Here is a 12,970-nt window from a genome sequence, read left to right on the forward strand (position 1 = left end):
TTACCGCAACATCATCCCAGTTTCCGGCACTTGGCACGGGATGTGCCTTAAGCGAGCCCGTATGGCGAAGAAGCGGAGGGGGCCCCTGGGCCGTAGCTCCGCCTTGGCATGATGTTCACCCTACGGGAGGATCGAGATGTCCCAGGTAGCTACAGCCGGCGCAGCCCCCGCGCCGAAGCCCAAGAAATTTTACCAGAGCCTGTATGTGCAGGTGCTGGTGGCCATCGCCGTCGGCATCGCCCTGGGGCATTTCTATCCCGAGCTTGGCGCCTCAATGAAGCCGCTGGGCGATGCCTTCATCAAGCTGATCAAGATGCTGATCGCCCCGATCATCTTCTTCACCGTCGTGCACGGCATTGCCGGCATGGAGGATATGAAGAAAGTGGGTCGCGTCGGGCTTAAGGCGCTGATCTATTTCGAGGTGCTGACCACGGCAGCGCTGATCATCGGCATGGTGGTCGTCAATGTCTGGAAGCCCGGCGCCGGCATGAATGTCGATATCGCCACGCTGGACACCAAGGCCATCGCCACCTACGCCGCCAAGGCGCAGGAGCAGGGCACCGTGGAATTCCTGATGCATGTCATCCCGAATACCGTGGTCGGCGCCTTCGCCGAGGGTGAAATCCTGCAGGTGCTGTTCATCGCCATCCTGTTTGCCTTTGGCCTGCATTCGATGGGTGATCGCGGCCGTCCGCTGCTGCACCTGATCGACAATGCCGCCGGCGTGTTCTTCAAGATCGTCGGCATGGTGATGAAAGTGGCTCCCATCGGTGCTTTCGGCGCCATGGCCTTCACCATCGGCAAATACGGCGTCGGCACGCTGGTGTCGCTGGGCGAGCTGATGGCCGCCTTCTACCTGACCTGCCTGCTGTTCATCTTTGGCGTTCTCGGCACGGTGGCCCGCCTGACCGGCTTCTCCGTCTGGCGCTTCATCAAGTACATCAAGGAAGAACTGCTGATCGTGCTGGGCACGTCTTCTTCCGAAAGCGCGCTGCCGCGCATGATGGCGAAGATGCAGAAGCTGGGCGTGGAAAAGTCTGTCGTCGGCCTGGTCGTGCCCACCGGTTATTCCTTCAACCTGGATGGCACCTGCATCTATCTGACGATGGCCGCCATCTTCCTGGCCCAGGCGACCAATACCGACCTGACCATCTGGCAGGAATTGTCCATCCTGGCCGTGCTGCTGCTGACCTCCAAGGGCGCTGCCGGCGTCACCGGTTCCGGCTTCATCGTGCTGGCGGCCACGCTGGCCACGGTTGGCCATATCCCGGTTGCCTCCATCGCCCTGATCCTGGGTGTGGACCGTTTCATGTCCGAAGCCCGCGCCCTGACCAACCTGATCGGCAATGGCATCGCCACCATCGTGGTTGCCAAGTGGGAAGGGGCCCTGGACAAGGACCAGCTTGATCGCGAACTGGCCAATCCCACCCCGGAACTGGAAGGGGCGCCCGTGGCGGCCCCCCGTCTGGCCCCGGCGGAGTGAGTGGCCGATGCTGCCCGCCGGTGACTTTCACCGGCGGGTACCGCTACACTCCCCGTCCTGCATGTGCGACAGGTGCCTGACGGAATGAGGCGGCGGTTTTTCCTTTGGTTGATGACGGCCCTGCTGGCGGTGATTGCCGCCTGCGGGGCCGGCTTTTTTGCCGAACGCATCGCGATTGACCGGCTGCTGGAACAGGCGGGCCCGCGTCGCGATATCTATATCGAGGGTTTGCGCAGCGAACTGGGCCGGTATGAGACGCTGCCCTCGATCATGACCTATTCCACCACCCTGCGCCTGATGCTGTCAGCACCGGACAATGCGTCCTTGCAGGACCGGGCCAACCGCTATCTGGAACAGGTGGCCAGCGCGTCCGGCGCCGCCGCCATCTATGCCATTGATCCCGATGGTACGACGCGGGCCGCCAGCAACTGGCAGGGGCCAGCCAGTTTCGTAGGATTGAACTTCTCCTTCCGGCCCTATTTCCGTGAGGCGGTCAGCAAAGGCTATGGCCGTTTTTATGGTATCGGCACCACCAGCAAGGAACCGGGATATTATTTCGCCCGCGCGATCAAGGACGGGGATCGGCTGCTGGGTGTGGTGGTGGTGAAAGTCTCCCTGGCGGAGATCGAACATACCTGGGCCGGCGCCAGCGACCATATCCTGGTGATGGATGGCAATGGCGTCACCATCCTGTCCTCCGTCCCGGATTGGACGTTCCGCACCCTGGAACCTTTGTCGGAAGAACTGGCCCGGCGGCTGGCGGCGACACGGCAATATGACCGGGTGCAGGTGCGGGCGCTGGATGTGCGCACGCTGCGCGACCTGGGCGGGGACAGTCATATTCTGGCCATCGGTCCGGGCACTGTACCGCCCTTGCTGGAAACCGGGCGGGAGGTGCCGGGCACCGGCTGGCGGCTGATGCTGCTCTCCGACATGTCCGGCGTGGTGATGGTCAAGCGCATCGGCTGGGCGGCGGGGGCCGGTATGGTGCTGCTGCTGGTGCTGGCCCTGCTGCTGGCCCGCCAGCGTCGCCGTACCCGCCGGCTGGAGCGGGAGAAGCGGCAGGACCTGCTGCGCGCGGCGGAGGCGTTGGAACGGCAGGTCGCCGAACGCACGGCAGCCCTGGTCACCGCCAATGATGATCTGCGCCGCACGCAGGAGGAACTGGTCCAGGCCGCCAAGCTGGCTGCCATCGGCCAGCTTGCCACCGGCGTCGCGCATGAGTTGAACCAGCCGCTGGCGGCCCTGCGCACCCTGTCTGACAATGCCGCCGCCTTCCTGGCGCGCGGCAAGCCGGAGCGCGTGACGGAGAACCTGACCATGATCGCTGGGCTGACGGAGCGGATGGCCAGCATCACCAGCCAGTTGCGCGGTTTCGCCCGCCGGTCGGACAACCGGCCCCAGCCGGTCAACGTGGCGGCGGCGACCGGCAATGCGCTGAGCCTGCTGGCGGAAAAGGCGCGCCGCACCGATGCCGCCATCACCGTAGATATTGCCGATGATATCAATGTGTTGTGCGACCCGATCCGGCTGGAGCAGGTGCTGGTCAACCTGATCGGCAATGCGCTGGACGCGGTGGCGGACCGGGGGACGCGCACGGTGAAGGTGGATGCGGCCCGTTTTGGTGACCGTGTCCGCATCCGGGTTGCCGATAGCGGCACCGGCATTGCGGATGATCATATGCCGCATCTGTTTGAGCCCTTTTTCACCACCAAGGCGCCCGGCCTGGGGTTGGGACTGGGGCTGGTCATTTCCGCCGGCATCATCCAGGATCATGGCGGCAGCCTCAGCGCCGCCAACGGTCCCCTGGGTGGGGCTGTTTTCACCATTGAACTGGCAGCCCATGACTGACACACCGCGTATCCTGCTGGTGGAGGACGAGGCGGCGGTCCGGCTCGGCATTGAGCAGGCGCTGGAACTGGCCGATCTTCCCGTCACCAGCTTTTCCGCCGCCGAAGCCGCCCTGGCTGCCCTGCGCGCCGGCCCCGCCGATCTGCTGATCACCGATGTGCGCCTGCCCGGCATGGGGGGTATGGATCTGCTGCGTGCCGCCCTGGGCCTGGACCCGGATTTGCCTGTGGTGCTGATGACCGGCCATGGCGACATCGCCATGGCGGTGGGCGCCATGCGGGATGGCGCCTATGATTTCATCGAAAAGCCCTTTGCCTCGGAACGGCTGGTCGCCACCGTCAACCGCGCGCTGGAACGCCGCCGCCTGTCGGCGGAGGTGCGGCGGCTGCGCCAGGCTTTGGCCAGCGGGAACCATGATATTGACAGCCTGATCCTGGGCCGGTCGCCTGCCATGCAGGCACTGAAACAGACCATTTTGCAGGTGGCCGATACCGGGGCTGATGTGCTGGTGCTGGGGGAGACGGGCAGCGGTAAGGAAATGGTCGCCCGCGCGCTGCATCAATTCTCCAGCCGCGCGGACAAGCCTTTCGTGGCGCTGAATTGCGGCGCCATTCCTGAAACGATGTTTGAAAGCGAGCTGTTCGGCCATGAGGCGGGCGCCTTTACCGGCGCCACCAAGCCCCGCATCGGCAAGCTGGAATTTGCCGATGGCGGCACGGTCTTTCTGGACGAGATCGAAAGCATGCCACTGGCGTTGCAGGTGAAGCTGCTGCGCGTGCTGCAGGACCGCCGGGTGGAACGGCTGGGCGCCAACCGCGCCATCCCGCTGGATTTACGCTTCGTCGCGGCCACCAAGGCCGATCTGGGGGAACTGTCCCGCGCCGGCAAGTTCCGCGAGGATCTCTATTACCGGCTGAATGTCGTGCCGCTGACCATCCCGCCCTTGCGCGACCGGCGGGAGGATGTGGGCCTGCTGCTGGATAATTTCATGATGCAGGCGGCCGGTCGCATGGGCCGCGTACCGCCCTTCATCTCCACGGCCGAACGGCAGGCCCTGTCCGCGCATGAATGGCCGGGCAATGTGCGCGAACTGGGCAATCTGGCGGAACGGGCCGTGCTGGGCCTGCCGCTGCTGCCGGGCGCACGGGCGCAGGTGCCCGCATCGGCCAGTCTGGCTGATCTGGTGGATGGGTTTGAACGCCGGCTGATCGCCGACGCCATGCGCCGCCACAAGGGGGATGTGGCGGCGGTCAGCACGGAACTGTCGGTTCCGCGCAAGACGCTCTATGACAAGCTGAAACGCTTCGGGCTGGAGATCGAGACCTTCCGGTGAAGCGCCCCCCTGTCCGGTCACTTCCGCTTTGGCAGCAGCCAGACCGTATCGTCGCTGATATCCAGCTTGTAGGTCCGCAGTGCCTGCTTGCAGGGCAGGCTGCGGGCCTTGCCGGTGCAGATATCGAAGCTGCCGCCATGCAGCGGGCAGAAGAGGGTCGTTCCCTCCAGGCGACCTTCTGAAAGCGAGGCGATGGCGTGGGTGCATTCATCATCCACGGCATGGAAGCTGCCTTCATGATTGCAGACAACCAGTGGGTCCATGCCCGCCGGTTCCAGGCGCAGCATGCCGCCCGTCGGCACATCCGATACGGCGCAAAGACGAATACGACCATCAATTTCAACAGGGTGCATGACAATTTCTCCGCAATCTTTGTCATACAATCGTACAAAATAGATCCGTTCGTCAATCGCTTCGTTCACTCACCTTATGATGAGGCTATCTGCTGGAACGGGGTGGCTGGCGCCACCCCGTACTGATCACAGCCAGAGGCGGATGCCGGCAAGGAAGGACACCCGGTCGGGGTCTTCCCCCGCGGCACGGCTGAGACGGGCGCTTTCGCCCAGTCGCTTCTCCCATGACAGGCCGATATAGGGGGCCACTTCCTGCACGATCTCGTACCGCAGGCGCAGGCCCAGCCCCAGGCTGCTGACCCCGGCACCGATGGTCTGTGATGGCACGTCCTGGGCCGACAGGTCGATCTCGGCATGGGGTTGCAGGATCAACTGCCGGGTCAAAGGCAGGTCGATCTCCGTTTCCAGCCGGGCGGTCAGGTCGCCCTCGTCGGACAGGAAAGCCTGGGCATCCACTTCCAGGAATTGCGGTGCCAGCCCCTGGAAGCCGATGGTGGCGTAGCTGGTTTGCGGCTGGGGCCGGAAATCATGACGGATACCGGCCTGGAAATCCCAGAAATCATCCACCATCACGGAATAAAGGGCCTGGATTTCCAGTTCCTCCACCCCATGCCCATCGGTGGCTTCCCCTTCCGATTTGATCCGCAGCTTCTCGTAATCGCCGCCGATAAAGCCATCCAGCTTCCAGGATGTGGCGTCCTGGCCGTCCTGCCAGTGCCGTTCCAACTGGTCCAGCGTCAGGCGCCAGAATAGCGGTTCCACATGCCCTTCCATCGCTTGGGCCGGCAGCGGTGCCAGCAGCAGGGCGGCGGCGATGAGTGTTTTGATACGCATTCCGTCCTCCCTCCTTACAGCGTCGCTGTGGCCGATGACGGGGTGACAATGAAGCGCGTCATCATCCCGGCATTCATATGGAACAGCATGTGGCAATGCAGCGGCCAGTCGCCCGGCTCATCCGCCGTCAGCACGACGGAAACGGTTTTGCCCGGTGGCACGATGACGACATGCTTGCGTGGCTTGCGGTCGGTCTGGCCGTTTTCCAGCTCAAAGAACATGCCATGCAGGTGCATGGGATGCGCCATCATGGTGGTGTTGACGAAGGTCAGGCGTACCCGGTCGCCCTGGTTCACCCGGATCGGGCCGCCATGGTCGAACTTGTGGCCGTTGAGCGTCCAGATATAGCGCTCCATGATGCCGGTCAGGCGCAGACTGATCTCATGCGCCGGTTCCCGCGTGTCCGCATTCCTGGTCAGCGATTTCAGATCGGCATAGGTCAGCGCCCGCTTGCCCGGCGGCGTGCCGGCTTGATCCCAGCCTTGGGGCGGGCCATCGCGGGTGGGGGGGGCCGGAACGGGAGCGTCATGGCCCATGGCGGCATGATCCATGGACCCGTGATCCATCGCACCATGGTCCATAGCGCCGTGATCCATGCTGCTGTGATCCATCGACCCATGATCCATCGACCCATGGTCCATGCCGTGATGGGGCCCCATATCGGCCATGGTCAGGATGGCGCGGGGGCGCAAGGGCGGGATTTCCCCTGCCATGCCCGGTCGCGGCGCCAGGGTGGCGCGGGCATAGCCGCTGCGGTCGATGGGTTCCGCCATCAGCGTATAGGCGCGGTCTTCCGTCGGCATGACGATCACGTCATAGGTCTCCCCGACGCCGAAGCGGAACTCATCAACCTTGACCGGCAGCACATTCTGCCCGTCGGCGGACACGATGGTCATGGGCAGGCCGGGGATGGCGACATCAAAAATGCTCATCGCCGAGGCGTTGATCAGCCGCAGCCGCACCCGCTCCCCTGGCTTGAACAGGCCGGTCCAGTGATCCTGAATGCCCTTGCCATTGGCCAGGAAGCGGTAGCCGGTGACATCGGCCAGATCGGTCGGGTCCATGCGCATGTCGCCCCAGTCGCGCCGGTCGGCCCAGGTTTTGGCCAGACCGTCGCGCCTGATATCGCCGATCAGGTCGCCCAGGGTGCGCTTGCCCTTGTTGTAATAGCCCTCGCTGACCTTCAGCTTGCGCATGATATGGTCGGGATGGTCGGCGGTATGGTCGGACAGCACGATCACATGCTCCCGGTCGGCGCGCACCGGTTCGCGCTCTGCCGGGTCGATGATAATGGCGCCATACATGCCGCGCTGTTCCTGCCCGCCGGAATGGCTGTGATACCAATAGGTGCCGGACTGGCGCAGGCGGATGCGGTAGGTGAAACTCTCCCCCGGTGCGATGGCGCTATAGGCGTTGAAGCCGGGCGCGCCATCCATCATCCCTTCCAGCAGCAGCCCGTGCCAGTGGATGGAAGTCGGCTCCCGCAGCCGGTTCGTCACCTGCACCACCACTTCCTGACCTTCGCGCCAGCGCAGGGTGGGGGCGGGGACGGAGCCGCCCATGGCGATGGCACCAAAACGGTCGCCATCAATGGTGATGGATGTTTCCTCCACCAGCAGGCTGGTTTCATGATCGGCCGACGCGAAGGAGCGGCGACCGGGATAAAGGCTGACCACGCCCGCCATGCCGGCGGCAGCGGCCAGCCGCAGGGCGTCGCGGCGCGACAGCCCTTCGGTTCCCATTGTCATAATGGCTTCCCGTCAGCGCGTGATGGTCAGGCTGGCAGCCATTCCGGCTTCGTAATGGCCCGGCATGTCGCAGGCAATCACGATGTCCCCACCCTGGGGGAAGGTCCAGACCAGTTCCGCGCTCTTACCCGGCGCCACCAGCAGCAGGTCATGATGGTCATGGTTCATGCCATGGCCATCGCCATGGTCCATTTTCATCTGGTCTGGATTGACCGCCGTCTCGGTGATCATGCCATGGTCCAGCATCATGCCCATCATCGCCTGCCGGTCCCCATGGGTCTTGGTATCGGCAATGACGAAGCTGTGCAGGAACTCGCCCTTATTGGTGACGCGGAAACGCACGGTTTCCCCCGGTGCCACCCGGATGGTGCCAGGATCAATGAAATGCTCGCCCAGGGTCACATCAAGGGTGCGGGTGGCCGTATCGGCTTTTCCAGGCTGGCCAGCAGCGGTGGCGTCTGCCGGGCTGTGATGGTTGGCATGGTCGTGGTGCTGTGCCTGCGCGGTGGGGGCAAAGGCAAGCAGCATCGCCGCCGTCAGGCCACGGGTGAAGAGGGACATGGGAATAACTCCGTCGGTCGCTTTATCAGGGGGGCGGGTGACAGGCTGCCGGTGCGGGTGGGCACAGGGGGCAGCGATACACCTCACGCCCGCGGCGGACGGAGAGGGGGGCTATCCTGGCGCCCATCTGGACCGGGCAGGCCAGCGGGCAGCAGGAAACCGGATGGGGGCGGGAAGCGGAGGGGGGCCAAACTCACAGGCAAGGCCGGGCTGACGCACCAAGCCACACAGCAGGCGCCGGCGCCTTTGGCCATGGGGGTAGCGCCACGATTGTCATGATCGTGGTCGCCCCCCTTTTGATCGGATGGCGCATCATGCAGGGCGGCATGCAGCGGGCATTCCCCTGCTGCGGTCTGCGCCGTAAATGCCATATCGGGGTCCATGACAGCGACCCGCACAGGCTGTTGATGCAGCCAGGTGATGGAAGCCGCGCGCACCGGCATGACCGCCAGCGCCAGAAGCGACAGGACCAACAGGATCATCCGCACCGGCATGGCGGCGCGGGCATGGCGGGATCGACGAACCATGCCCAACCATATGCCGGTCAGGCCGGGGGAACAAGTCCCCCACCGGTCACGTATCGTCGCAACCGGCAGGGGATTTATCGTCACTCGGCGTCGGGGTCCGATGGGGCAGGCGCTTTCCGGCGGACCCCGTCGGCCGCCAGGGCGCGACGGGTGGCGCCGTCTGCACAATCGAACCAGGCCAGCCGCGCCAGCCTTTGTGAGATTTCCAGTTGGCGTTGCCGTTCTGGCGAAATTTTTTTACGTTCCGCCAGACGGCTATCCTTCCTGTCGCTCTCTTCCATATCCCGCTAGGCTGCCTTGACGCCGGTGATGAAGGTTTCGACCGACTGGCGCAGCAGGCTGGCCCGTCGTGCCAGTTCGCGGGAGGAACTCAGCACCTGCACCGATCCGGCGGCGGAGCTTTCGGCTGCGCCCTGGACGCCGGTGATGGTACGCGACACTTCCTGCGTGCCGGTTGCGGCTTCTGCCGCGTTGCGGCTGATTTCCGACGTGGCGGCGGTCTGTTCCTCCACCGTGCTGGCGACCGAAGCGGAAACTTCGTTCAACTGGTAGATCACCTTGGAGATGCGGCCGATAACCGCCACCGTATCCTCGATGCTGTCACGCATCAGGCCGATCTGGCTGCGGATATCGTCTGTGGCGCGGGCGGTCTGGTTGGCCAGGGCCTTCACTTCCGATGCCACGACCGCGAAGCCCTTGCCGGCCTCTCCGGCGCGGGCCGCCTCAATCGTGGCGTTGAGCGCCAGCAGGTTGGTCTGACCGGCGATGCTTTCGATCAGGGCGATCACATCATTGATGCGCTGCCCCGCCTCGTTCAGCCCATGGATGCGCTGCTGCGCCTGTTCAGCCTCATCAGAGGCGACGCGCGCGACATTGCGGGCCTCCGTCATCTGCCGGGCGACTTCCTGGATGGAGCTTGTCATCTCCTCCGTTGCAGCGGCGACCGTCTGCACATTGGCGGCTGCCTGCCCCGTAGCACTGGCGACGACACCGGATTGCTGGGAGACCTGCTCGGACGAAGCGGACAGGCTCTGGGCTGTGGCTTCCAGTTCCGTGGCGGAGCTGGTCAGCACCTGCAATGTCTCCGCCATATCGGCATCGAAACGATGGACCATGCCCTCCATCCGGGTGGCGCGCTCTTCCTTGGCGATCTGCTCCTGGCGCTGTTGGGCTTCCAGCCGCTCACGCTCCAGGGCATTTTCCTTGAAGACCAGCATGGTGGCGGCGATGGACCCGATCTCGTCCTTGCGATGGGTGCCGAAGACCTCCACCTTGTTGTCGCCTTCCGCCAGACGGCGCAGGCAGGCGACGATGGCGTCCAGCGGCTTGGTGATGCCCAGGCGGGCGACCAGCATGCCAATAGCGATGCCCACCGCAACGCCGATGATCGCAACCAGCAGCATCGTCAGCTTGGCGCTGGCCGAGGTATCTTCCGCATAACGGGAAAGCTGGTCGCCCTTGCGGTCGGTATATTCAAGATATTGCTGCACATCGTCAGTCAGCGGCTTCAGAACCTTCTCGCTCTGCTGCACGGCAGAGTAGATGTCCCGTTGAGCCTGGGCGACCACGACAGTGCCGGCTTTGCCGGCCGTTGCCACAGTCTCGTCCACTTCCTGCTGATAATTGGCGATGCGGCCCAAGATACGGTCCAGCATGGCGCGCTGCTGTTCGTCGGCGGTCTGGCGGATGGCTGCCAGATCCTTTTGCAGGGCGGCCTGGATCAGCGGGATTTGCTGTTGGGCCCCTGCTAGGTTGGCCGGATCGGCAGCGAGTTTCAGTTCTTGTACGTTCAGGTCAACGATCTGCCGGCGAATTCGGGCGGCGATGCGAATTTCCGTTGCTGTTGTATTGATGGTATTGGCCGCGTGTGTGATCTCGTTGAAACCGCTGATCGCGGTCACCGTTATGATCCCGGAGACGATGGCGAGGAACAGCATGACAGCCGTTACCTTCGTACCGATTCGGATATTATCGAGCATTGGTCGTGGTCCCCCATTCCAGAGCGATGCGATCGACCCCGGCCTCCCCAGACCAGAACCGACCAAGGATTGCGCTGGCGGATGGAACCCGCCAGCCCCGCTGGCATAGGCCGCACCTGCGCATCCTTCTGGATGTTGGTGTTGTTACGACCTTCCCCGGCTGACGCACACTGCCGTTTGCGTTGCTTTCCAGGGGGGCACAGTTAGAGTCGGACAGGTGCCGGCAAATCAGGGATAATCAGACCAGTGCTATTCTTGTTTCGCTACGTGATAGGGCAGCATTGATGAAACGCACGCCATAATATGTCGCCACAGCGCCACTCAAGCGCTGCGCCGACAGAGCCGATCCGTAATGAAGACAATAGCGGCTTCTGCCCAATAAGCAGCGCCCCTGAAAATCGCCGTGTCTTTGTATCACCCTGCCATCCGGCAGAAATCGTCTCATTCCCTGTGTTGAAGATCCATGCCATGGCACTCATCCTACAAAACGAAAACTCGACTCTCAACGAAAAACGAGATGGAAAAATCACTTATCGCGATTTTTCGGCTTTGCTCACGGAGATTTGCCACGAAAAGCCGTCCAACGGGGCCTTTCAATGAGACCTGTCGCGCAACGCTTGCAGGAAATCAGGCGCCGACTGGGATTTGCCAGGCGGTCGCAAATGGCGGAAAAGCTGGGAGTTCCTGCATCGACATATAACGCTTACGAATCAGAGGGTGGTCCACCGAAGATCGAGTGGCTTGTTGCACTGGCCAAGCTGGGGGTAAATACCAACTGGCTGTTGCTGGGGGAGGGAGAGCCGCTGTTGGAACAGACGACCGAGAGGGCGCCTGGCAACCAAATGGTGGAAATCGACCCGCTTTTGCTTGCGGCAATGATTAATACGGTAGAACGGGAGCAGCGGATTGGTCAGGCGGATCCCCTGACCAGGGCACGTCTGATTGCCCAGTTATATGCCAACATCCTGCGCCAGACGCGCATGGACCTGATCGCTCTGGAAAGCGCGTCCGCCGATCCGGCGGCAGAATAGAAAAAGGCCGGTCACATTCGTGCCGGCCTTGGTCGTCAGCGAAAAATCGTTTTGATCAGCCGATAATTGCTTTTTCTCTTAACGCGGTAAGAGCATCGGGACAAAGCCCGAGCAGGTCGCCCAGCAAAGCCGCTGTCTGTTCGCCCAATGCCGGCGGTGCCGTGCTATCGACCACGGGCGATTGAGAAAATTTAATTGGGCTGGCGACACCCGGTACGGTGCCCTGCACGGGGTGTGGCATGGAGAGTGCCATGCCGCGATGGCGGACCTGTGGATCATCGAAGGTCTGGCCCAGGCTGTTGATCGGGCCGGCGGGCACATCGGCCGCCTCCAACCTGTCCAGCCAGTGCGTGGTGGGGGCTAATTGCAGGCAGGCGGTCAGCCGCGCTGTCAGTTCCACCCGGTTGGCAACACGCGCCCTGTTCGTGGCGAACCGGTCGTCACCGGCCAGGTCCGGCACATCCAGCACGACGCACAGCCTCTCAAACTGCCGGTCATTGCCTACCGCCAGATTGATATAGCCATCCGCTGTGGGGAAGGTGTCATAGGGCACGATGGAGGGGTGGGCATTGCCCAGCCGGCCAGGGTCACGGCCCGAGACGAGACGGTTCAAGGACTGGTTGGCCATGGCGGCCACCATGCAGTCCAGCAAGGCGACGTCGATTTGCTGCCCCTCGCCGGTCTGGTCGCGGTGATGCAATGCGGCCAGGATGGCGTTACCGGCGTAAAGCCCCGTGATGATGTCAGCCAGCGCCACACCGGCCTTATGCGGTCCACCATCGGGGGGACCGGTCACGCTCATCAGCCCGCTCATCCCCTGGATCAGGAAATCATAGCCCAGGCGCTGGGCATAAGGCCCATCCTGGCCAAAGCCGGTGATGGAGCAATAGATCAGGCGGGGGTTGATGGCTTTCAGGCTGTCATAATCCAGCCCGTATTTTTTCAGGCCGCCAACCTTGTAATTTTCCACCAGCACATCTGATTTGGCGGCCAGATCGCGGATCAGTTGCTGGCCTTCGGCCGTGGTGAAGTCGATGCAGACGGATTTCTTATTGCGGTTCGCGGTCAGGAAATAGGCGGATGGGCTGTCCGGTCCATCCACGAAGGGCGGCCCCCAGCGGCGGGTATCATCGCCCTCGCCCGGCCTTTCGATCTTGATGATCTCCGCCCCGAAATCGCCCAGCATCTGGGTCGCCCAGGGGCCGGCCAGGATGCGGGACAGGTCCAGGACGCGGATACCGTTCAATGCAGCGGTCATGGTTGGGGGCCG

The 12,970-nt window shown here is 63.3% G+C and carries 12 protein-coding genes; 4 read left to right on the forward strand and 8 right to left on the reverse strand.

Annotation, left to right across the window (positions count from 1 at the left end; translation table 11 throughout):
* Positions 1-136: 136 nt before the first annotated feature.
* The 3 genes from G473_RS0108105 to G473_RS0108115 all read left to right on the forward strand — a co-directional run bounded on the left by G473_RS0108105 (position 137) and on the right by G473_RS0108115 (position 4,667).
* The gene (locus tag G473_RS0108105) at positions 137-1,483 is read left to right on the forward strand and encodes a dicarboxylate/amino acid:cation symporter (RefSeq protein WP_051330024.1); all 1,347 of its coding nucleotides are present in this window, start codon (positions 137-139) and stop codon (positions 1,481-1,483) included.
* Between the two features lie 84 nt (positions 1,484-1,567).
* A complete protein-coding gene (locus G473_RS0108110) occupies positions 1,568-3,334 on the forward strand; it encodes a sensor histidine kinase (protein WP_035706039.1) in 1,767 nt (588 codons plus the stop codon).
* The gene (locus tag G473_RS0108115) at positions 3,327-4,667 is read left to right on the forward strand and encodes a sigma-54-dependent transcriptional regulator (protein WP_029012690.1); all 1,341 of its coding nucleotides are present in this window, start codon (positions 3,327-3,329) and stop codon (positions 4,665-4,667) included. The genes G473_RS0108110 and G473_RS0108115 overlap by 8 nt, the downstream gene beginning before the upstream one ends.
* Before the next feature lie 17 nt (positions 4,668-4,684).
* On the opposite strand, the gene G473_RS0108120 is transcribed toward G473_RS0108115, so the two are convergent.
* From G473_RS0108120 to G473_RS25795, 7 genes are all read right to left on the reverse strand, one after another.
* Positions 4,685-5,020, reverse strand: a complete 336-nt coding sequence (locus tag G473_RS0108120) for a non-heme iron oxygenase ferredoxin subunit (protein ID WP_035706042.1) — start codon at positions 5,018-5,020, stop codon at positions 4,685-4,687.
* Between the two features lie 126 nt (positions 5,021-5,146).
* Positions 5,147-5,854, reverse strand: a complete 708-nt coding sequence (locus tag G473_RS25790) for a copper resistance protein B (protein WP_035706046.1) — start codon at positions 5,852-5,854, stop codon at positions 5,147-5,149.
* 14 nt (positions 5,855-5,868) lie between these two features.
* Entirely contained in the window at positions 5,869-7,602 is a 1,734-nt protein-coding gene (locus tag G473_RS0108130) for a copper resistance system multicopper oxidase (protein WP_084437773.1), read from the reverse strand.
* A 12-nt stretch (positions 7,603-7,614) separates the two neighbouring features.
* Positions 7,615-8,163 (reverse strand): cupredoxin domain-containing protein, encoded by a 549-nt coding sequence (locus tag G473_RS0108135; RefSeq protein WP_029012693.1) that lies wholly within the window; start codon positions 8,161-8,163, stop codon positions 7,615-7,617.
* 83 nt (positions 8,164-8,246) lie between these two features.
* Positions 8,247-8,690 carry a hypothetical protein gene (locus tag G473_RS0108140; protein WP_029012694.1) on the reverse strand — a complete coding sequence of 148 codons (444 nt, stop codon included), beginning with the start codon at positions 8,688-8,690 and terminating at the stop codon, positions 8,247-8,249.
* An 80-nt stretch (positions 8,691-8,770) separates the two neighbouring features.
* Entirely contained in the window at positions 8,771-8,971 is a 201-nt protein-coding gene (locus tag G473_RS30635; RefSeq protein WP_161630958.1) for a hypothetical protein, read from the reverse strand.
* 6 nt (positions 8,972-8,977) lie between these two features.
* Positions 8,978-10,669 (reverse strand): methyl-accepting chemotaxis protein, encoded by a 1,692-nt coding sequence (locus G473_RS25795; RefSeq protein ID WP_051330026.1) that lies wholly within the window; start codon positions 10,667-10,669, stop codon positions 8,978-8,980.
* Between the two features lie 596 nt (positions 10,670-11,265).
* Between G473_RS25795 and G473_RS29130 the strand changes: the two genes are divergently transcribed.
* Entirely contained in the window at positions 11,266-11,700 is a 435-nt protein-coding gene (locus G473_RS29130; protein ID WP_154667316.1) for a helix-turn-helix domain-containing protein, read from the forward strand.
* Positions 11,701-11,755: 55 nt separating this feature from the next.
* On the opposite strand, the gene G473_RS0108155 is transcribed toward G473_RS29130, so the two are convergent.
* The gene (locus tag G473_RS0108155) at positions 11,756-12,958 is read right to left on the reverse strand and encodes a CaiB/BaiF CoA transferase family protein (RefSeq protein ID WP_029012695.1); all 1,203 of its coding nucleotides are present in this window, start codon (positions 12,956-12,958) and stop codon (positions 11,756-11,758) included.
* Between the last annotated feature and the right edge of the window lie 12 nt (positions 12,959-12,970).

This window comes from Niveispirillum irakense DSM 11586 (assembly GCF_000429645.1).
GTDB classification, from domain to species: domain Bacteria; phylum Pseudomonadota; class Alphaproteobacteria; order Azospirillales; family Azospirillaceae; genus Niveispirillum; species Niveispirillum irakense.